This is a genomic window from Xanthomonas sacchari (genome assembly GCF_040529065.1).
GTDB classification, from domain to species: Bacteria; Pseudomonadota; Gammaproteobacteria; order Xanthomonadales; family Xanthomonadaceae; genus Xanthomonas_A; species Xanthomonas_A sacchari.
The window spans coordinates 4857769-4877617 of record NZ_CP132343.1 but is presented as its reverse complement, the minus strand read 5'-3'; the positions used below and the strand labels follow the sequence as shown (position 1 = coordinate 4877617).

17 protein-coding genes are annotated in these 19849 nt (G+C 70.9%); 12 read left to right on the top strand and 5 right to left on the bottom strand.

Translation table 11 applies throughout. From position 1 onward, the window contains the following. Window positions 1-62 precede the first annotated feature (62 nt). The 3 genes from RAB71_RS20805 to RAB71_RS20795 all read left to right on the top strand — a co-directional run bounded on the left by RAB71_RS20805 (window position 63) and on the right by RAB71_RS20795 (window position 4087). Entirely contained in the window at window positions 63-1055 is a 993-nt protein-coding gene (locus RAB71_RS20805; RefSeq protein WP_010340927.1) for a YheT family hydrolase, read from the top strand. A gap of 324 nt (window positions 1056-1379) precedes the next feature. Beyond that, on the top strand, window positions 1380-3455 hold the full coding sequence (locus tag RAB71_RS20800; RefSeq protein ID WP_010340926.1) for a tetratricopeptide repeat protein: 2076 nt from the start codon (window positions 1380-1382) through the stop codon (window positions 3453-3455). Between the two features lie 20 nt (window positions 3456-3475). Then, window positions 3476-4087, top strand: coding sequence for a YbhB/YbcL family Raf kinase inhibitor-like protein (locus RAB71_RS20795; RefSeq protein WP_010340925.1), 612 nt, complete (start codon window positions 3476-3478; stop codon window positions 4085-4087). A 381-nt stretch (window positions 4088-4468) separates the two neighbouring features. Here the strand turns inward: RAB71_RS20795 and RAB71_RS20790 are convergent, their stop codons facing one another. Beyond that, a complete protein-coding gene (locus RAB71_RS20790) occupies window positions 4469-5260 on the bottom strand; it encodes an undecaprenyl-diphosphate phosphatase (protein ID WP_010341074.1) in 792 nt (263 codons plus the stop codon). A 226-nt stretch (window positions 5261-5486) separates the two neighbouring features. Here RAB71_RS20790 and glnA point away from each other — a divergent pair, with 226 nt between their 5' ends. From glnA to RAB71_RS20755, 7 genes are all read left to right on the top strand, one after another. Further along, entirely contained in the window at window positions 5487-6896 is a 1410-nt protein-coding gene (gene glnA, locus RAB71_RS20785) for a type I glutamate--ammonia ligase (RefSeq protein WP_010341075.1), read from the top strand. 325 nt (window positions 6897-7221) lie between these two features. Continuing rightward, complete coding sequence (locus RAB71_RS20780; RefSeq protein ID WP_010341076.1) at window positions 7222-7560, top strand: P-II family nitrogen regulator; 339 nt, start codon at window positions 7222-7224, stop codon at window positions 7558-7560. A 19-nt stretch (window positions 7561-7579) separates the two neighbouring features. Then, a complete protein-coding gene (amt, locus tag RAB71_RS20775; RefSeq protein ID WP_010341077.1) occupies window positions 7580-9019 on the top strand; it encodes an ammonium transporter in 1440 nt (479 codons plus the stop codon). 334 nt (window positions 9020-9353) lie between these two features. After that, window positions 9354-10385, top strand: a complete 1032-nt coding sequence (locus RAB71_RS20770) for a nitrogen regulation protein NR(II) (protein WP_010340047.1) — start codon at window positions 9354-9356, stop codon at window positions 10383-10385. A gap of 10 nt (window positions 10386-10395) precedes the next feature. Further along, the gene (gene ntrC / locus RAB71_RS20765; protein WP_010340048.1) at window positions 10396-11826 is read left to right on the top strand and encodes a nitrogen regulation protein NR(I); all 1431 of its coding nucleotides are present in this window, start codon (window positions 10396-10398) and stop codon (window positions 11824-11826) included. Between the two features lie 322 nt (window positions 11827-12148). Continuing rightward, a complete protein-coding gene (locus RAB71_RS20760) occupies window positions 12149-12730 on the top strand; it encodes a superoxide dismutase family protein (RefSeq protein ID WP_029561675.1) in 582 nt (193 codons plus the stop codon). A gap of 78 nt (window positions 12731-12808) precedes the next feature. After that, entirely contained in the window at window positions 12809-13435 is a 627-nt protein-coding gene (locus RAB71_RS20755; RefSeq protein WP_010340050.1) for a superoxide dismutase family protein, read from the top strand. Window positions 13436-13598: 163 nt separating this feature from the next. Here the strand turns inward: RAB71_RS20755 and RAB71_RS20750 are convergent, their stop codons facing one another. Next, entirely contained in the window at window positions 13599-14165 is a 567-nt protein-coding gene (locus tag RAB71_RS20750; RefSeq protein ID WP_010340051.1) for an NADAR family protein, read from the bottom strand. A 212-nt stretch (window positions 14166-14377) separates the two neighbouring features. Then, complete coding sequence (locus RAB71_RS20745) at window positions 14378-15265, bottom strand: hypothetical protein (protein ID WP_010340052.1); 888 nt, start codon at window positions 15263-15265, stop codon at window positions 14378-14380. A gap of 105 nt (window positions 15266-15370) precedes the next feature. Here RAB71_RS20745 and RAB71_RS20740 point away from each other — a divergent pair, with 105 nt between their 5' ends. Next, window positions 15371-16651, top strand: coding sequence for an acetyl-CoA C-acetyltransferase (locus tag RAB71_RS20740; protein WP_026143786.1), 1281 nt, complete (start codon window positions 15371-15373; stop codon window positions 16649-16651). A gap of 98 nt (window positions 16652-16749) precedes the next feature. After that, entirely contained in the window at window positions 16750-17376 is a 627-nt protein-coding gene (locus RAB71_RS20735) for a hypothetical protein (RefSeq protein WP_353940068.1), read from the top strand. Window positions 17377-17548: 172 nt separating this feature from the next. On the opposite strand, the gene RAB71_RS20730 is transcribed toward RAB71_RS20735, so the two are convergent. Next, entirely contained in the window at window positions 17549-18817 is a 1269-nt protein-coding gene (locus tag RAB71_RS20730; RefSeq protein WP_010340055.1) for a heme biosynthesis HemY N-terminal domain-containing protein, read from the bottom strand. Continuing rightward, entirely contained in the window at window positions 18814-19794 is a 981-nt protein-coding gene (locus RAB71_RS20725; RefSeq protein ID WP_010340056.1) for a uroporphyrinogen-III C-methyltransferase, read from the bottom strand. Before RAB71_RS20725 ends, RAB71_RS20730 begins: the two co-directional genes overlap by 4 nt. Window positions 19795-19849 lie beyond the last annotated feature (55 nt).

The window sequence follows — 19849 nt, the reverse complement described above, 5'->3', positions numbered from 1 at the left end:
GGGACACTGCCCCTGCCGCGCTTGACCGATTACTCCAGTCGACAGGCGCAAGCTCGCTCTCCATGAACGCGACCGATTACTCCCCCCCACGCTGGCTGCGCAACCCGCACGTCCAATCGGTACTGGGTTCCAGCCTGCTGCGCGTGCGCCGTGGCGAACAGTTGCTCGCCGCCAGCGGCGCCACTACCACCTCGCACATCCTCGACGGCGGCGATGGCGTGCGCCTGCAGGGTTGGCTCAGCGTGCCGGCCGGCGAAGCGCCGCGCGGCACCGTGCTGCTGCTGCACGGCTGGGAAGGCAGCGCCGACTCCAGCTACATGCGCCTGACCGCGGCGAAGATGCTGGCGCTGGGCTACCAGGTGTTCCGGCTCAACTTCCGCGACCATGGCGGCACCCACCACCTGAACGTGGACCTGTTCCACTCCGAGCGCCTGGACGAGGTGGTCAACGCCGCCTGCGACCTGTGGCGGCGCTTCCCGGCGCCGACCCTGCTTGCGGCCGGGTACTCGCTGGGCGGCAATTTCGCCCTGCGCCTGGCGCTGCGCGCGCCGGCGGCGGGGCTGCCGCTGCAGCACGTGGCCGCGGTATGCCCGCTGCTGGACCCGGCCACCACCATGCAGCGGATCGAGAACGGCCCGCAGTTCTACGACTGGTATTTCCGCCGCAAGTGGCGCGAGTCGCTGCTGCGCAAGCGCGAGCTGTTCCCCGACCGCCATGGCTACGATGACGCCACCCTGGCGCTGGACATGCGCGGGCTGATGGCCTGGCTGGCCGAGCGCCATGCCGGCTTCGCCAGCCTGGACGCCTACTTCGACAGCTACTGCATCGCCGGCGAGCGCCTGCTCGGCCTGCGCGTGCCGGCCGACATCCTGATGGCCGAGGACGATCCGGTGATTCCGCTGGACGACTTCCGCAGCTGGCGCCTGCCCGACATCGCCCGGCTGGAGATCGCCCGCTGGGGCGGGCATTGCGGTTTCATCGAGAACGCGCGCGGCGACGGCTTCGCCGAACGCTGGGTGGCCGAACGGCTGACCGAGGGGTTGGTGGAGGCCTGACCGGCGGTGCCGTGCAGGCCGTCGGGCGACCTCGCCCGCGCCTTGCGCGCCAAGCGGTCAGCAGCGTGGGCGTACCGCGATTCCCGGGTGCGGCACGCGTCGACGCCCCTTTCGTGGTTCCCGCGCCGGCATCGCCGCCACTACCTGTCGCTGCCCGGCGCACGTCGCCATTGCGTCGCCTCAGCCCACCCGTAGCGTGGCGGACACGGCCGTTCCCAGCGAGGCCAGACGCCGCCCGCCGTGCCCGCCGACTGGCCCCAGCCGCCAGTCCAGGGCGGCCCGATGCTGCCGCTACAATGCGGGTTTGCCCCGAGCCGGAACTCCATGCACGAGCCCATTCTCGACGCCCTGCGCCGCCAGGACACCGCCGACGCGCTGCGTCTCGCCCAGACCTGGGCCGCCGAGGTCGCCGACGACCCGCAGGCCTTCCGCTGGTTGGCGCTGGCGCAGCAGCAGCACGGCGAGACCGCCGCCGCCCTGGACAGCATCGGCCGCGCGATTGCGCTGGCGCCGGAAGACGCCAGCCTGCACCTGCTGCACGCCGGCATGCTGGTCAGCGCCAACGACCTGGCCCAGGCCGAGGACGCCCTGGCGCAGACCGCGGCGCTGGATCCCAACGAATTCCTCGCCTACGTGATGCGCGCGCACCTGGCGCTGGGCCGCGGCGACCTGGACGAAGTGGAGCGGCTCAGCCGCACCGCCGCGCGCTTGCAGCCGGAGCATCCGCAACTGCTCGGCGTGGACGGCATGCTGGCGCTGCGCCGCGGCGACGCCGACCGCGCGCTGGCGCTGCTCGCGCGCGCCAGCAACGCGCTGCCGGACGATCCGCGCCTGCTCTACGCGCTGGGTTTCGCCTACCTGGACAAGCAGCACTTCGCCTTCGCCGAGACCGCGTTCCGCCGCGTCGCCGCGCTCACTCCGGGCACCGGCGCGGCGATGATGGCGCTGGTCGCGCAGTTGGCCTACCGCCAGGGCCGCCTGGACGACGCCATCACCGCGCTGGAGACGGTGCTGGCCGATCCGGCCGGCGATACCGCCAACATGCGCCGGCTGGCCGGCGAGTACGCCCTGCAGGCCGATCGCCCGGCCGAGGCGCTGGACCACCTGCGCCGCACCCTGGCGGTGGCCCCGGCCGACCGCCGCACTCTGCACGCGGCGCTGATCGCCTGGCAGCGCCTGGGCACGATCGACGACGCCCGCGCCACCCTGGAAGCGGCGCTGGCCACCACCACCGACGCCCACGACCTGTGGCTGGCGCGGCTGGCGCTGGAGCCGGTGGGCGGCCCCGAGGCGCGCGCGCTGATCGCGCGCTGGCAGGCGGCGATGCCGGCGCACGTGCCGGCGCTGGAAGCGCAGCTGCGGGTGCACGACATGGCCGGCGAGCGCGACCAGGGCGAGGCCGTGGCGCAGCGCATCGTGGCGCTGGAACCGGGCCGGCTCAGCGGCGAGGAACGCCTGGTCGAGGCGCTGCTGGAGCGCGGCGAGCACGATGCCGCCATTGCCCACGTGCATGGCCTGATGCAGCGCATGCCCGAACGCGACCGCACCGTGGTGCGGCCGTGGCTGGCGGCGGTGCAGGATGCGGCCGGGCGCCCGGAAGACGCGCTGGCGACCTGGGTGGCCTTCCAGGAGGAGCAGTTGCCGCACCGCCTGCCGCTGCCGCCACTGGGCCAGGCCCCGGCGCAGTGGCCGCCGCTGGGTACGGTCGACCCGCAGAACCAGGCCCGCCCGCTGTTCGTCTGGGGTCCCCCGGGCAGCGGCGTGGAGCGGGTGATCGCGGTGATCGACGCGGCCAGCCCGGTGCTGCGCGGCGACCGCTTCGGCCCGCAGCCGCCGACCGACGGCCTGCAGCGCTTCCGCAGCGTCGAGGAACTGGACAGTGGCGCCCTGGACGGTGCGGCGCTGGTCGCCGAGTGGCGCGCGCAACTGCCGGCGCGCGGTGTCGGCGACGGCAACATCGTCGACTGGCTCCTGTGGTGGGACAACGCGCTGCTGCGCGCGCTGCGCCCGCACCTGCCGGAAGGGCGGCTGCTGATCGTGCTGCGCGACCCACGCGACATGCTGCTGGACTGGCTGGCCAATGGCGCCCCGGCGCCGCTGGGCCTGGCCTCGCCGGAGACCGGTGCGCAGTGGCTCGCGGCGGTGCTGGCGCAGGTCGCCGACCTGCATGAGCAGGATCTGTATCCGCACCACCTGGTGCGCCTGGACGGGACCGAGCACGATCCGGCCGGCGTGGCGGCGGCGCTGGAGCAGGCGTTCGGCGTGGCGTTCCCGACCATCGCCACGGTCGGCCCGCCGCGCCTGGCCGCCGGCCACTGGCGCGCCTACGCCGCCCCGCTGTCCGCGGCCTTCGCGCTGCTGACGCCGGTCGCGGTGCGCCTTGGCTACCCTGAAACCTGATTCCCCAAGGAGATTCACGCATGCGTCTTCGCAGTGACAGCATCCAGCCGGGTCAGCCCATCGCCGCGACCTACGCGATGGGCCAGGCCGACGGCCTCGGCGGCAACCGCAACCCCCACCTGGCCTGGGACGCGGTGCCGGCCGGCACCCAGTCCTTCGTGCTGCTGTGCGTCGATCCGGACGTGCCGACCGTGGCCGAGATGGTCGGCCGCGACGACGTGCAGATCCCGGTCGAACAACCGCGCACCGAATTCGTGCATTGGGTGGCAGTGGACCTGCCCGCGGATCTGCGGGAGATCGCCGAGGGCAGTGCCAGCGACGGCGTGGTGGCCAAGGGCAAGCAGCAACCGCCCGGCCTGGACGGCGCGCGGCAGGGACTGAACAGCTACACCGACTGGTTCGCCGGCGACGCGGCGATGGGCGGCGACTACCACGGCTACGACGGCCCGTATCCGCCGGCCAACGACCTGCGCGTGCACCGCTACTTCTTCCGCCTGTTCGCGCTGGACGTGGCGCACCTGGACGTGCCGGCACGCTTCACCGCCGCCGATGCCTTGCGCGCGATGCAGGGCCACGTGCTGGCCGAAGCCAGCCTGCACGGCACCTACAGCCTCAACCCAGCGGTGAAGTAAGCCACAAAGTCCCTCTCCCCTCGGGAGAGGGGTTGGGGTGAGGGTCGGGGCGCGAAGCGCCTCGCTAATCCTGTCATTGCGAGGCTTCGCCCGCACCCTCATCCGCCCCTGCGGGGCACCTTCTCCCGGGGGGAGAAGGGAAGAGCCAGAGCCCCTCTCCCGTCGGGAGAGGGGTTGGGGTGAGGGTCGGGGCGCGCAGCGCCTCGCCGATCTGCCATTGCGAGGCTTCGCTCGTACCCTCATCCGCCCCTGCGGGGCACCTTCCCCCGAAAAGGGGGCCGTGGTCCCGATGGGAGAAGGAAGGAGCCGAAGCCCCTCTCCCGCCGGGAGAGGGGTTGGGGTGAGGGTCCGAAGCGCGCAGCGCCTCGCCCACTCAACCCCTCACGCCGCCGGCAACCACAGCAGCAGCGCCGCGCCCAGCACGATGCGGTACACCGCGAAGGCGGTGAAGCGGTGCGACTTGATGTAGCCCAGCAGCCACTTCACCACCACGAAGCCGGTGACCATCGAGGCGACGAAGGCCAGCGCCACGTCGCCCCAGTTCTCGCTGCCCAGGCCGCCATCCTTGTACAGCTCCAGGAACGAGTAGGCGCTGGCCGCGAACATGGTCGGAATGCCGACCAGGAAGGCGAACTCGGCCGCGGCCGAGCGCTTGCTCAGGCCCAGCAGCATCGCCAGGAAGATCGTCGCCGCCGACCGCGAGGTGCCGGGGAACACGCCGGCCACCACCTGCGCCAGGCCGACCGCGATGGCCACCGTCCAGGTCACCGTCTCGCGCTCGGGCAGGCGCGCGGCGAAGTACTCGGCCACCAGCATCCACACGCCGCCGATCACCAGCGCCCACGCCACCGGTTGCACGCTGTCGGGCAACTGCCAGCCGGCCTTGCGCACCACCAGGCCGACCACCGCGGTGACCAGGAAGGCCGCGCCCAGCTTGAATGCGTAGTCGCGGTTGGCGCGGTCGCCCAGGCCGGTGGCCAGGTCCCACAGGCGCTGCCGGAACACCAGGGTGGTCGCCAGGATTGCGCCGGCCTGGATCACGATGTTGAAGAAGTCGGAACGGTGGCCGAGCCAGCGCTCGGCGATCAACAGGTGCCCGGTGCTGGAGATGGGCAGGAATTCGGTCAGGCCTTCGATGATGCCCAGCAGCAGGGCCGACAACAGATCGCTCATGGAGGAGAGGGTCGCGTTTTGGGGGAGGGGAAAGCTGCGCAAGGATAGAGCATCCTCCATGCGCACAAGTTTGGTGCGTTCAGGTGTGAATGCACCACAAAAGTGCAGTGCATTTGCATCGTTCGCGTGCACGCTTCAGCAGAATCAAGGGCTTGTGAGTGCCACACGCTTGGCATGGCGATTGCTGATACTCGCCCACGCCCTTCACAACCCGAGGTTGCATCGAATGTCTGCGGAAACTATTGAGAAGCTGGTCAAGGACAACAAGATCGAGTTCGTCGACCTGCGCTTCGTCGACATGCGCGGCGTGCAGCAGCACGTCACCTTCCCGGTCAGCATCATCGAGCCGTCGCTGTTCGAGGAAGGCAAGATGTTCGACGGCAGCTCGATCGCCGGCTGGAAGGGCATCAACGAGTCGGACATGGTCCTGCTGCCCGACGCCGACACCGCCTTCGTCGATCCGTTCATGGCCGATCCGACCCTGGTGCTGACCTGCGACATCCTCGACCCGGCCACCATGCAGAGCTACGGCCGCGACCCGCGCGGCGTGGCCAAGCGCGCCGAGGCCTACCTGAAGTCCAGCGGCATCGCCGACCAGGCGTTCTTCGGCCCGGAGCCGGAATTCTTCATCTTCGACGGCGTGCGCTTCGGCAACGAGATGGGCCACACCTTCTTCAAGATCGATTCGGAAGAGGCAGCCTGGAGCAGCGGCAGCAAGATCGAAGGCGGCAACAGCGGCTACCGTCCGGCGGTCAAGGGCGGCTACTTCCCGGTGCCGCCTACCGACTCGCTGCAGGACCTGCGCGCCGAGATGTGCAAGACCCTGGAGCAGGTCGGCATCGAAGTCGAAGTGCACCACCACGAAGTGGCCACCGCCGGCCAGTGCGAGATCGGCACCAAGTTCAACTCGCTGGTGAAGAAGGCCGACGAGCTGATGATGATGAAGTACATCATCAAGAACGTCGCCTACCGCAACGGCAAGACCGCGACCTTCATGCCCAAGCCGATCGTCGGCGACAACGGCTCGGGCATGCACGTGCACCAGTCGCTGGCCAAGGGCGGCACCAACCTGTTCTCCGGCGACGGCTACGGCGGCCTGTCGCAGCTGGCGCTGTGGTACATCGGCGGCATCTTCAAGCACGCCAAGGCGATCAACGCCTTCACCAACTCCGGCACCAACAGCTACAAGCGCCTGGTCCCGGGCTTCGAGGCGCCGGTGATGCTGGCCTACTCGGCGCGCAACCGTTCGGCCTCGTGCCGCATTCCGTGGGTGTCCAACCCGAAGGCGCGCCGCATCGAGATCCGCTTCCCGGATCCGCTGCAGTCCGGCTACCTGACCTTCGCCGCGCTGATGATGGCCGGCCTGGACGGCATCAAGAACCAGATCGACCCGGGTGCCCCCAGCGACAAGGACCTGTACGACCTGCCGCCGGAAGAAGAGAAGCAGATCCCTCAGGTGTGCTCCAGCCTCGACCAGGCGCTGGAAGCGCTGGACGCCGACCGCGAGTTCCTCAAGGCTGGCGGCGTGTTCACCGACGACTTCATCGACGGCTACATCGCGCTGAAGATGCAGGAAGTGACCAAGTTCCGCGCGGCCACGCACCCGCTGGAATACCAGCTGTACTACGCCAACTGAGTTCCACGCGCGGCGATGGCGAAGGCTTCCCCTCCCTCCTTCGCCATCGCCGCCACCTGCCCGGCTGGGGAGTCGCGCAGGTGGTCCGCGCCAGCGTTTGCGTCATCGATTGACCAGGGGATGTACCGCGCAACAGAGCGCTTGCGTGCCGTGGGCCACGTTCCCTCCCACGTCGCCGTTGCCGCCGCACCTTGGGTGCGGTGGGCCACGGCGTGATCCACGGAACGCATCGCGCAGCAGTAACCGCGCCGTTCGCGGCGCGGTCGATGGGCTCAGTGCCGGCCGGCCTTCGGCGGCCGGTTCCTTCCACCAACGGGGTATGCGCATGAAACTGATCACCGCCATCATCCGGCCATTCAAGCTCGACGAGGTCCGCGAGGCCTTGTCGCAGGCTGGGGTGTCCGGCATCACCGTCACCGAGGTCAAGGGCTTCGGTCGGCAGAAGGGCCACACCGAGTTGTATCGCGGTGCCGAATACGTCGTCGACTTCCTGCCCAAGATCAAGATCGAGACCGTGGTGACCGACGAGCGTCTGGATGCCGTGGTCGAGGCGATCCAGGGCGCGGCCGGCACCGGCAAGATCGGCGACGGCAAGATCTTCGTCACCGCCATCGAGCAGGTCGTCCGTATCCGTACCGGCGAAATCGGCGCCGATGCGCTCTAACCCCACCTTGGAGCCCTTCATGAAGACAGGTCTGTTCGCCGGGTGGAAGGCCCGGTTCTATGCGGTATGCATGCTGATGCTGGTCAGCGCGATGGCGGTCGGCGTGCCCGGCAATGCCTTCGCCCAGGCCGAAGTCACCCCGGCGCCGACGCCGGACGTGGTCACCGAACAACTGACGCCACCGCCAGCACCGGCGGCCGCGCCGGCCGCGGCCACGCCCGCGCCGGTGGTAGACAAGGGCGACGTCGCCTGGATGCTCACCTCCACACTGCTGGTGCTGATGATGGTGGTGCCCGGCCTGGCGCTGTTCTACGGCGGCATGGTGCGCGCCAAGAACGTGCTGTCGGTGCTGATCCAGGTCGGCGTGGTGTTCTCGCTGATCGCGGTGCTGTGGGTGGTGTACGGCTACAGCCTGGCGTTCGCCGACGGCGGTCCGTTCATCGGCACGCTGCACAAGGCGCTGCTGGCCGGCGTCGACACCACCACGCTGGCCGACACCTTCTCCAAGGGCTTCAAGCTGCCGGAGTACGTGTTCGTCGCCTTCCAGCTGACCTTCGCCGGCATCACCGGCGCGCTGATCGTCGGCGCCTTCGCCGAGCGGGTGAAGTTCGCCGCGGTGCTGCTGTTCGTGGTCATCTGGTTCACCTTCGGCTACCTGCCGCTGGCGCACATGGTGTGGTCGGCTCCGGGCTTCCTGTTCGGCAAGGGCGCGCTGGACTTCGCCGGCGGCACCGTGGTCCACATCAACGCCGGCGTGGCCGGCCTGGTCGGGTCCTACTTCGTCGGCAAGCGCCTGGGCTTCGGCCACACCGCGATGAAGCCGCACAACGTGACCCTGACCTTCGTCGGTGCCTCGCTGCTGTGGGTGGGCTGGTTCGGCTTCAACGCCGGTTCGGCGCTGGAAGCCAACGCCACCGCGGCGCTGGCCTTCCTCAACACCCTGCTGGCCACCGCCGCGGCGGTGCTGGCCTGGTCGCTGACGGAGAAGGTGATCAAGGGCAAGTCCTCGGCGCTGGGCGTGGCCTCGGGCATGGTCGCCGGCCTGGTCGGCATCACCCCGGCCGCCGGTACCGTGGGGCCGTTCGGCGCGATCGCCATCGGCGTGGCCGCCGGCGTGATCTGCGTGTGGGGCGTGACCGGGCTGAAGAAGCTGCTCAATGCCGACGACACCTTGGACGTGTTCGGCGTGCACGGCGTCGGCGGCATCGTCGGTGCGATCCTCACCGGCGTGTTCACCGACAAGGCGCTGGGTGGCATGGGCTACGCCGAGGGCATGACCATGGGCAAGCAGTTGGTGGTGCAGGCCGAAGGCGTGCTGATCACCGTCGGCTGGATCGGCGTGGTCTCGGTGGTCGGCTTCCTGATCGCCAAGCTGGTGATCGGCCTGCGCGTGCCGGAAGACGCCGAGCGCGAGGGCCTGGACATCACCTCGCATGGCGAATCCGCCTACGAGTTGTGAGTTTCGCCGGCCCGCGACGGCGGTCGCGGGCCTTGTCGCAGTACGTGTGGCCGGCGCTGGTGGCCGGCCCACGCACCCGCGGCCTTCGCCGGCGCTTCCTGGGGGGAAGCGCCGGCCATTCTCAAAAGATCGAGGTATTCCGCGTGGCCATTCGCCTCGCCACACCCCCGGCTTTCCGCAAGATTCCTGGCTGCGTCGCGTTGCAAGGTCCGGTGCTGGCGTCACCCGGTCCGCAGGCGGCTGCACGCCGCGCCATCCGCAACGGCAGGGGACGTGTCGTGCGCCGCTCGCCCGTGCCGCCTGCCTGGCTTTGCACTACATTGGTGCAATGCGCATGAACACCCCGCCGCCCCCGCTTTCCGCCCTCGGTACCCCGGTGGTCTGGGCCGATGGCGACGGCCGCCTGCGCGGCGCCAACCCCGCCTTCGCGCGCTGGCTCGGGGTCAGCGTGCGGCGCCTGCTCGACCAGCCGCTGGCCTCGCTGGAAGTGCAGGGCGACGCGCTGGCCCGGTTCCTGCGCAACGACGAGCGCGACGTGCTGCGCCTGCACCGCATGGCCCTGGCCGTGCCCGGCGAACCCCCGCGCTTCGCCGAGGGCTGGCTGTCGCGGCTGGACGACGGCGGCTGGCTGCTGGAAGCGCACCCGGTCGACGAGTTCCCCACGCCGGACCCGGCACAGGCCCTGCCGAACGCGCTCAGCGCGGCGCTGAAGGGCCTGGCCCACGAACTGCGCAATCCGCTGGCCGGGCTCAAGGGCGCCGCCCAGCTGCTGGCGCGCCGCGCCCAGCACCGCGACGAGGACGAGCGCGAACTGATCGAGCTGATCGGCGCGGAGATCGAGCGCCTCAACAGCCTGCTCGACCAATTGCTGTCGCCGGCGCCGGCACGCCCGCATGCCATGCTCAACATCCACGCGGTGCTGGAGCGGGTGCTGCGCCTGGCCGAGAACGAAGGCGGCTGGTCGGTGCGCCTGCAACGCGACTACGACCCCAGCATCCCCGAATTCCTTGGCGATGCCGACCGCCTCACCCAGGCGGTGTGGAACCTGGTGCGCAACGCGATCCAGGCCGGTGCCGCGCAGGTCACCCTGCGCACCCGCGTCGAGCACGGCCAGCGCATCCGCGACCGCGTGCACGCGCGCGGCCTGCGCCTGGAGATCGTCGACGACGGCCGCGGCGTGCCCGAGGAACTGGCCGAACACCTGTTCCTGCCGCTGGTCAGCGGCCGCGCCGAAGGCAGCGGCCTGGGCCTGGCACTGGCGCAGCAGGTGGCGCGCGAGCATGCCGGCTCGCTGACCTACCGTTCCCGCCCCGGCCACACCGTGTTCACCCTGCTGCTGCCGCAGAGCGCAGCGGATACCGATTAGGAGCACCGCGATGACCGACGCCCTGCAAGGAACGCAACGGATCTGGGTGGTCGACGACGACCGTTCGGTGCGTTTCGTGCTGTCCACCGCACTGCGCGACGCCGGCTACAGCGTCGACGGCTTCGACAGCGCCGCCGCCGCGCTGCAGGCGCTGGCGCAGCGGCCCATGCCCGACCTGCTGTTCACCGACGTGCGCATGCCCGGCGACGACGGCCTGGTGCTGCTGGACAAGCTCAAGGCCGCGCATCCGCAACTGCCGGTGATCGTGATGTCGGCCTACACCGACGTGGCCAGCACCGCCGGCGCGTTCCGCGGCGGCGCCCACGAGTTTCTGTCCAAGCCGTTCGACCTGGACGATGCGGTGGCGCTGGCCGCACGCGCGCTGCCCGATCCCGGCAGCGCCATCGCCGCGGCGCCGCCAGTGATCCCGGCCGGGCAGGGCAGCACCGAACTGATCGGCGACACCCCGGCGATGCGCGCGCTGTTCCGCGCCATCGGCCGGCTGGCGCAGGCGCCGCTGTCGGTGCTGATCAACGGCGAGACCGGCACCGGCAAGGAACTGGTGGCGCACGCGCTGCACACCGAGTCGCCGCGCGCGCGCAAACCGTTCGTCGCACTCAACACCGCCGCGATCCCGGCCGAACTGCTGGAGAGCGAGCTGTTCGGCCACGAGGCCGGCGCCTTCACCGGCGCGCAGCGCCGCCATATCGGCCGCTTCGAGCAGGCCGACGGCGGCACCCTGTTCCTCGACGAGATCGGCGACATGCCGCTGCCGCTGCAGACCCGGCTGCTGCGCGTGCTGGCCGAGAACGAATTCTTCCGCGTCGGCGGGCGCGAACTGATCCGCGTCGACGTGCGGGTGATCGCCGCCACCCACCAGGACCTGGAGGCGCTGGTCGAACAGGGCCGCTTCCGCGCCGACCTGTTGCACCGCCTGGACGTGGTGCGGCTGCAGCTGCCGCCGCTGCGCGAGCGCCGCGCCGACGTGCCGCAACTGGCCGAGAACTTCCTGGCGATGGCCGCGCGCAAGCTCGACACGCCGCCCAAGCGGCTGGCGCCGGCGGCGCTGGACGCATTGCGCGCCTATCCCTGGCCAGGCAACGTGCGCGAACTGGAGAACGTGTGCTGGCGCCTGGCCGCGCTGGCGCCGGCGGAAATCATCGATGCCGGCGATGTCGAGGCCGCCCTGCTGCGCGGCGGCCGCCGTGAGCGCAGCGGCGACGGCGGCGAGTGGGACACGCAGTTGTCGGCCTGGGCGCAGCAGCGCCTGTCCGACGGCGCCGAGGGCCTGCATGCCGAGGCCCGCGAACGCTTCGACAAGGCGCTGCTGGAAGTGGCGCTGCGCTTCACCCAGGGCCGCCGCGCCGAAGCCGCCGCCCGCCTGGGCGTGGGCCGCAACACCGTCACCCGCAAGCTGGGGCCCGGGCGGCGGCGGCGCTGAGGGGCGGGGATTGGGGATTGGGGATTGGGGATTCGCAACGGCGGCCCCACGTGCGGGCGGGCATCGCCCGCTGCATGGACGCGTGCTGCCGCATGGTGCACGGGCCATCGCGCCGAACCGCGTGGCGCTACGCTCCTGCGAATCCCGAATCCCGAATCCCGAATCCCGAATCCCGAATCCCGAATCCCCAATCCCCAATCCCCAATCCCCAATCCCGAATCCCCAATCCCCAATCGCACCCAACTAGACTGCACGCCGTGCGCCTTCATGAGGTCTGCACGGCCGCCCCTCTAGTTTCGCCCTGCCACAGGAGTCGATGTCGATGCGTTATGGATTGCCCCTCGCCGCGAGCGCCTTGTTGATGCTGGCCGCGTGCAGCAGCGCGCCCCCCAAGGCCCCGCCGCCGCCGCCGCCACCCAAGGCGCCGCCGCTGGCCAGCGCCGGCACCGTGCAGCAGGCGCAGGCCGTGCTGGCGCCGGCCTCCGGCAGCCTGGTCAGCGGCAAGCTGTCCCTGGTTGCCGCGCCCGGTGGCGTGCGCATCACCGGCACGCTCGGCGGTCTGCAGCCCAACCGCAGCTTCGCCTTCCACGTGCACGAGCGCGGCGACTGCAGCGCGGCCGACGCCAGCAGCGCAGGCGGCCACTTCAATCCGCTCGGTGCCCCGCACGGCCGCGCCGGCAGCGGCCCGCACCATGCCGGCGACATGGACAACCTCAACGCCAATGCCGACGGCACCGCGCAGGTCGACGTGCTGTTGCACGGTGTGGTGCTCGGCGGCGGCGCGGCCAACGACATCGTCGGCCGCGCGCTGGTCGCGCATGCCGATCCGGACGACTACCACAGCCAGCCGGCCGGCAACGCCGGCGCGCGCGTGGCGTGCGGCGTGATCCGTCCGCTGCGCTGACCCCGCATCGCTACTTCCGCCCGGGTCCGCCTGGGAGGTCCGTCCGCATTCCGCGGCTCTGCAACGAAGGAGAACCCCATGCGTCGTACCCTTCCCAGTCTGCTGTTCCTGGCCACCACCCTGGCGCTGAGCGCCTGCAAGCGCGAAGAACCCGCCGCCACGCCGGCGGCAACCCCCGAACCCACCGCCGCCCCGGCCGCGAGCGCGCCGCCGGCCGCCAGCAACGCCACCGGCAGCGCCAGCGCGGCGCTCAGCCCGACCCAGGGCAACGAAGTGGCGGGCGAGGTCAAGTTCACCACCGTCGACGGCGCCGTGCATGTCACCGGCACCATCACCGGGCTCAAGCCGAACAGCGAGCACGGCTTCCACATCCACGAGTTCGGCGATTGCAGTGCGCCCGACGGCAGCAGCGCCGGCGGCCACTTCAACCCGGCCAAGACCGAGCACGGCCAGGTCGGCAGCGATCCGCACCACGGCGGCGACATGCCCAACCTCAAGGCCGACGCCGAAGGCAAGGCGACCATCGATGCGGCGGTGTCCAACAACGTCAACATCGGCAAGGGCGACGGCTTCGACATACTCAACCACGCGGTGATCGTCCACGCCGACCCGGACGACTACAAGAGCCAGCCCACCGGCAATGCCGGCGGCCGCCTGGCCTGCGGCGTGATCAAGGGCGACGCGGCGGCCGCGCCGGCGCAGTAAGCGCACGCTGGATGGCGTTCTCATGGCGGCGTCCGCGTTGCGGGCGCCGCCGTTTTGCCGTTTCTTCGATCTGAACTTGCCTGATGGGCGCTGATATCCGGCAAACGGCTCAAGTCGCGCCGGATCGTGGCTGGATGCCGCAGAGCGGCGGCGTGTGTCGCGCTCAGCGAGGATCTGATTCCGCCAGTCGCTGGCGGACCTCCATCAGGGCGAAGCCCAGCAGGTTCTCGCCCTGCCACGTCGTGGGACCGGCGGCGCGCGGGTCGTCCGCCGCCAGGCCGATGCCCCAGATCCGATCGACCGGACTGGCTTCGACCAGCACCCTGTCGCCGGTCCCGAGCAGGAAGGTTTTCAGCGCCGCGTGCTGGCCGAACTTGCCCAGGTTGCCCGCGATGACCAACTGCATGCGGGCGTCGCGCCAGGTGGATTCATCGAAACCCTGGATCTCCCGCCCGATCGCCTTTGCCTCGCCGGGATGCGCGGCGGCCAGAATGCGGGCACAGGCGGCGTGATCGCCGAATAGCCGCGCCTTGCCGGCCATCATGTAATGCTCGGCGGTGGGATAGGTCACCGAATCGAGCACGAAGGGCGCCTCGAACCATTGGCTGAAGCAACTGCGGTCGATGGCGCCGGGCTGTTTCGGCGTATGCCCCCAGAAGTGGACGAACTTGAGGTGTTCCCCCGCTTGCTGACGCGCGCACAGCGCTTCCACGGTCAACACGGTGTGCATGGATGTCCCCGCTGGAAATCAAGCTCGTTTGCGCCGCTGCAACCCCTCGGTGCCGGATAGCGCCGCGGATGCTGCGACATGCCGTTGCGGCCGCCTGTTGCCGCGTCAGCCCGGCGTCGCTTTCTCGCTGCAACGCGCGCCTGCCCGCAGGTCACCGCTGGCCCGCTTGCTCCGGTCGGGCGGTGACACGCCACCGGATCTGCCGAGGCGGCTCAAGCCGCAAGCAACGCCTGCTTGGCGTCCTGCCCGCTTTCGCAATGCACGTACAGCACCGGCAGGCCGTGGGCTTCGAGCACCGCGGCCAGTTGCCGCTGGCGCGCCAGGTACTGCTCGTAGACCCGCTGCAGGCGTTCGCAGTCCTGGCGGTCGTAGGCGTAGTGCGCGCACCAGCTGGCCGGGTCGAACAGCGCCATGCGCACCTCGCCTTCGCGGTAGCGCAGCAGCGGCTCGGGCGGGGACTGCAGCCATTCTTCCTGGTCCGGCGCCAGCAGCGCGGTCTCGATCAGCGGCCACAGCGGCGCCAGGCCCTGGTTGTCGTACTGCATCGACATCATCGCTGCCAGGTCGTTGCCGGTCAGGTAGCGGGCGTGCTCGATCTGCGCGCCGAAGCCCTGCTGTGCCAGCAGCGCGGTGTCCGCTTGCGCCATGCCCTGTGCCAGCAACACGTCCTCCAGCGCTTCGGCTACGGCCTGCACGGTGTCGGCGGGGCCGCTGAGAAGGAACGGCACCACCCGCAACGCGCCGCCGCGCAGGCCAGGGTCGGCCTGGAACGGCAGCGGCACACTGCCGTCGGCATCGGTACCGAAGGCCAGCAACCGCGGGCCTTCGGCGCGGCCGGGCGCGCGGGCGGCGAGTTCCTCCAGGCGCCGGTGCAGCGGCCAGCCCGGACGCAGCGCTTCGGCCGGGTCGAAATGCGCGCCGGCCAGGCTCAGTTCCAGTTCGCGCACCGCCGGCACCAGTTGCGCTAGGTCGCGGCCGACCTTCTCGGCCAGTTCGGCGGCCTGCGCATGCGGCAGCGCCGGCTGCGCCGGTTCGCGCCCGGAGGACAGTTCCAGGGCGATCACCCCGTGGGCGTGGCGGTTGGCGGAGGCTTGGGTCATGGGATTGGCGGTTGGCCCGTCGCGGGCGCATAGCTACACTCGCTTCATTATGCCTGCGCTACCGTGCAGGCCATGTCCCCGACTCCCCTCGCGCGAGGTAATCCCATGCCAGCAGCCCGTCCCGTCGCCATTCTCGGCGGCGTCCGCATTCCGTTTTGCCGGCAGAACACGGCGTATGCGGATGTCGGGAACCTCGGCATGTCGGTGCGTACGCTGGGCGCGCTGGTCGAGCGTTACGGGCTGCACGGGCAGCAGCTGGGCGAAGTGGCGATGGGCGCGGTAATCAAGCACTCCAGCGACTGGAACCTGGGCCGCGAGGCGGCGCTGTCCTCCGGGCTGTCGCCGCTGACCCCGGGCATCACCCTGCAGCGCGCCTGCGGCACCAGCCTGGACAGCATCATCACCGTCGCCAACAAGATCGCGCTGGGGCAGATCGAGTCGGGCATCGGCGGCGGCTCGGACACCACCTCCGAAGTGCCGATCGTCTACGGCAAAAAGCTGCGCGCGCGGCTGCTGGCGGCCAACCGTGCCAAGAGCACCGGCGACAAGCTGCGCGCGCTGACCCGCGGCTTCAAGTTCGCCGAGCTCAAGCCCGAGTTCCCGGGCGTGGCCGAGCCGCGCACCGGCAAGAGCATGGGCGACCACTGCGAGGACATGGCCAAGCAGTGGAACATTTCGCGCGATTCGCAGGATGCCTGGGCGGTGTCCTCGCACCACAAGCTGGCCGCCGCCTACGAGCGCGGCTTCTTCGCCGACCTGATCGCGCCGTTCCGCGGCGTGGAGCGCGACAACATCCTGCGCGCGGACACCTCGCTGGAGAAGCTGGCCACGCTGAAGCCGGCCTTCGACAAGGTCAGCGGCCGCGGCACCCTGACCGCCGCCAATTCCACTCCGCTCACCGACGGCGCCGCCGCGGTGCTGCTGGCCTCGGAAGAATGGGCGCAGGCGCATGGCCACGTGCCGATGGCCTACCTGCGCGATGCGCAGGTGTCGGCGGTGGATTTCGTGCACGGCGAAGGCCTGCTGATGGCGCCGACCGTGGCCGTGCCGGAGATGCTCAAGCGCCATGGCCTGCGCCTGCAGGACTTCGACATCTACGAGATCCACGAGGCCTTCGCCGCGCAGGTGCTGTGCACCCTGCGCGCGTGGGAGAGCGAGGACTACTGCCGCACCCGGCTCGGCCTGGACGCGCCGCTGGGGCAGATCGATCCGGCCAAGATCAATCCGGTGGGCTCGTCGCTGGCCACTGGCCATCCGTTCGCCGCGACCGGCGCGCGCATCGTCGCCACCGTCGCCAAGCAACTGGTCGAACGCGGCGGTGGCCGCGCGCTGATCTCGATCTGCACCGCCGGCGGCATGGGCGTGGTGGCGATCGTCGAGCGCTGAGCGTCACCCGCGCGCGGGCTCCCGTGCCGGCGCGCCGCGCCCAGGCCTTCGGCCCTGCGGCGCCGCCCCGGCGCTGACCGCGCCGCATCCGCGCTACCATGCCCGCCGATTCGCCCGCGCCACGCGGGCGACACGGCGCGCAGGGGGCGCAGGCCATGACCGAGCAGGGCAGTTTCAATCCGTACCAGGCGCCAAGCGTCGCCAGCCCGTCCAGCCTGCCGCCGCCGTTGCCGGGCGAAACGTTGTGGCGCGCCGGTGGCGAGTTGGTGTGCCTGCGCGATGCGCCGTTTCCGCCGCACTGCGTGAAGTGCGGGGCGGCGCTGCAGGCCGACGAACTGAAACAGCGCACCTTCTATTGGCATGCGTCCGGCTGGTATGTGTTGCTGCTGGTGAACATCGTGGTCTATGCCGTAGCGGCCTTGGTCGCGCGCAAGCGCAGCAGCCACATGCTGGGGATGTGCGCCACGCATCGGCGCCGACGCAACAGGTTCATGCTGCTGACGGCAGGCGCCTTCCTCGTCGGGCCATTGCTGGGGTTCGCTGTCGGTGGCGACCTGGGAGCCGGGCTGGGCGTGGTCGCGTTCCTGACCATGCTGATCTGGGGCATGGTCGGCGCGCGCATCCTGGTGCCGCGGCGCATCGATCAGCGCTATGCGCGCTACAAAGGGCTGGCGCCCGCATTCCTGGAGCGCCTGCCGATGTTGCCGCCCTATCTGCGCCGTTGAGCGGAGCACGCTGCTGGCCATCCGCGCGGTGATCGTTGCACAAGTGCAGCTGCGTCCAACTGTATGGTCGCGTTGCGCTCCCAAAGCAATCTCGTAGGAGCGGCCTCAGCCGCGACAGGCATTCCCGGTAACGCCCGTCGCGGCTGAAGCCGCTCCTACGGAGCGATCGGACTCAGCCCTCCAGCCGCGGGAACCCATGCTCGTCGCGGTGCTCCGTGCTGCCCGGCTCCGGCGCGATCGAGGATACCGGCGCCACCGGCTCCGGCAGCGGCTGGGCCGGCTCGCCGCGCTGCACGCGCAGTGCATTGGCGTAGCAGCGCTGCGCCGCGAGCATGTCGCCGGCGTCGGCATAGCCGTCGCCGAAGATCTCCCAGGCCTCGGCGCCGGCGCCGAGCGCCAGCGCGCGGTGCAGGAATTCCTCCGCCTGCGGCCACTGCTGCTGGTGCCGGGCCAGGCGCGCCAGGGTCAGCAGCAGCGCCGGGCTGTCCGGATGCGCCTGCAGCCAGCGCTGCGCACTGGCACGGCGCGAATCGTATTTCTCCACCGGCAGCCGTCCGTACAGCGCGGCCAGGCCTTCGTCCCAGCGCGTGTCCAGCGCCTGCTCCAGGCTGCGCAGCGCCGCATCGTCCCAGCGTAGCGACGCCGCGCGCACCGCGTAGGCGGCGACCACCGCCGGCTCGCTGCGCAGCGACTTGGGCAGGCTTTCCCAGCGTTCGGCCAGGGCATTGGCATCGGTCGCCTGGTCCAGCGACGCCGCGGCCAGCCGCGTTTCCAGCGTGGCGATCGCCTCCAGCGGCAAGGCCTGCTGCTGGCGGATCGCGCCGAGCTGGCCATAGGCCTCGCCGGCACGGCCGATGCGGGTCAGTGCTTCGGTGCGCAGCAGCAGCCCGCGCGGCGGCAACGGCTGCGCCGCGGCCACGTCCAACGCGTTGATCGCATCGACCGGGCGCTGCTGCTCCAGGTGCAGCTCGGCCAGCAGCAGCGCATGCGCGGCGGCATCGCGGTCGGCCAGGCGCCGCAGGTGGCGCTCGGTCGCCTCGCGGTCGCCGCGCGCATCGGCCGCGCGCACCGCGGCGATCATGGCGATGGCGCTGACCTCGGGATCCTCCGCGGCGGCGTTGAGTTGCTTCTCGGCCCGCGTCCACTGGCCGGCGTGGGCAGCGGCCAGGCCGTCGAGCAGGCGCACACGCGACTGCTTGCGGCGCCGACGGCCCCAGGCGCGGAACGGGAAGCTGAGCACGTTCCACACCAGCCACAGCGCCAGGAACGCGATCACCAGCAGCAGCGAGGCCTGCGGCAGCGAGGCGATGTAGTCGGTGCCGCCGACGCGCACGATCACCTCGCCCAACTGGCGCACCGGGTCCTGCCCCAGCCATTGCGCACCGATCACGCCCAGCGCGATGACGATCAACAGCACGATCAGGGAACGAAGGGATTTCATGACGGGCTCCTTGCGTCGCGCATCGCGCGCAACTGTTGCAGGGTGGTTCCGAGTTCGGGAATGGTCGGACGCAGATCGGCGTTGGCCAGGGTGCGCAGCGCGGCGCGGCGTTCGCGCAGTTGCGGCGACTCCGGCCACAGCCGTGACAGCCAACGCCCGGCGCCGGCCAGCGCGCTGCGATAACCGCGCGTGTCGCCGCGTTCCAGCGCCGCGCGCGCCAGGGTCAGGTCGAGCTGCAGCGCATCGTGGGCGGCCACGCGCTCCGAGCCGGCGGCCAGGACGCCGCCCTGCGAGGGGCGGATCTTCACCAGCGGCGCCAGCAGGCGCTGCCACAGCGGCTGCTGCGCACTCTCCGGCAATTGCGTCGGCAGCTTGTCCAGGCTGGCGGCGAAGGCATCCAGCTGCGCCGCCAGGCGCGCCTGTGGGCCGTCGCCCAGCGCGTCCAGCGCGGTGCGTTCCTGCAGCAGCGCCTGGCGCAGATTGAGGAATTGCGGATCGTCGATGCCGTCCAGCACGCCGCTGGCCAAGGCGTAGGCGCGGCGCGCGCCGACTGCGTCGCCGGCCAGCAGCAGGCGCTGCTGGCCCTGGTTGAGCAGCAGTTCGACCTCGTCCAGGCGCAGCGCCTGCGCGCCGTGGCGGTTGGAGTCGGCCAGCTTGGCGACATTGGCCTCCAGCAGCGCGCTGCGCTGGCTCAGCCCGAGCATTTCGTCGCGCAGCACACGGTTGGTGCTGGCCGCGTCCTGCAGCCGCTGCGCGGTGGCGCGCTGGTCGCGGCGCAGGCTGTCCTGGGCCTGCTGCAAGGCCTGCAGTTGCTGCTGCAGGTCCGACTGTTGGGCCAGTTCGCGCGCGCTGCGCGCCTGCCACCAGTCCCAGCCACGCCAGCCGGCGAACGCCAGCGCGGCCAGCGTGGCGAGTACCAGCAGCAACCAGATCCAGCGTGTGGAACGGCGAGGCGTGATCGGGATTTCGTCGGTCATCGGCAGCGTCCTGGAGAGCCGTCGCCCGTCGCGAGCAAGGCGGGGGTCGGCGCGG

Bases quoted from the DNA above. Each gene is read 5' to 3' on its own strand.
- amt (WP_010341077.1), top strand. From the start codon at position 7,580: ATGAAGACAGGTCTGTTCGCCGGGTGGAAGGCCCGGTTCTATGCGGTA.
- RAB71_RS20795 (WP_010340925.1), top strand. From the start codon at position 3,476: ATGCGTCTTCGCAGTGACAGCATCCAGCCGGGTCAGCCCATCGCCGCG.
- RAB71_RS20745 (WP_010340052.1), bottom strand. From the start codon at position 15,265: ATGACCCAAGCCTCCGCCAACCGCCACGCCCACGGGGTGATCGCCCTG.
- RAB71_RS20750 (WP_010340051.1), bottom strand. From the start codon at position 14,165: ATGCACACCGTGTTGACCGTGGAAGCGCTGTGCGCGCGTCAGCAAGCG.
- RAB71_RS20735 (WP_353940068.1), top strand. From the start codon at position 16,750: ATGCCCGCCGATTCGCCCGCGCCACGCGGGCGACACGGCGCGCAGGGG.
- RAB71_RS20730 (WP_010340055.1), bottom strand. From the start codon at position 18,817: ATGAAATCCCTTCGTTCCCTGATCGTGCTGTTGATCGTCATCGCGCTG.
- RAB71_RS20780 (WP_010341076.1), top strand. From the start codon at position 7,222: ATGAAACTGATCACCGCCATCATCCGGCCATTCAAGCTCGACGAGGTC.
- RAB71_RS20760 (WP_029561675.1), top strand. From the start codon at position 12,149: ATGCGTTATGGATTGCCCCTCGCCGCGAGCGCCTTGTTGATGCTGGCC.
- ntrC (WP_010340048.1), top strand. From the start codon at position 10,396: ATGACCGACGCCCTGCAAGGAACGCAACGGATCTGGGTGGTCGACGAC.
- RAB71_RS20740 (WP_026143786.1), top strand. From the start codon at position 15,371: ATGCCAGCAGCCCGTCCCGTCGCCATTCTCGGCGGCGTCCGCATTCCG.
- RAB71_RS20770 (WP_010340047.1), top strand. From the start codon at position 9,354: ATGAACACCCCGCCGCCCCCGCTTTCCGCCCTCGGTACCCCGGTGGTC.
- RAB71_RS20805 (WP_010340927.1), top strand. From the start codon at position 63: ATGAACGCGACCGATTACTCCCCCCCACGCTGGCTGCGCAACCCGCAC.
- RAB71_RS20800 (WP_010340926.1), top strand. From the start codon at position 1,380: ATGCACGAGCCCATTCTCGACGCCCTGCGCCGCCAGGACACCGCCGAC.
- glnA (WP_010341075.1), top strand. From the start codon at position 5,487: ATGTCTGCGGAAACTATTGAGAAGCTGGTCAAGGACAACAAGATCGAG.
- RAB71_RS20790 (WP_010341074.1), bottom strand. From the start codon at position 5,260: ATGAGCGATCTGTTGTCGGCCCTGCTGCTGGGCATCATCGAAGGCCTG.
- RAB71_RS20725 (WP_010340056.1), bottom strand. From the start codon at position 19,794: ATGACCGACGAAATCCCGATCACGCCTCGCCGTTCCACACGCTGGATC.
- RAB71_RS20755 (WP_010340050.1), top strand. From the start codon at position 12,809: ATGCGTCGTACCCTTCCCAGTCTGCTGTTCCTGGCCACCACCCTGGCG.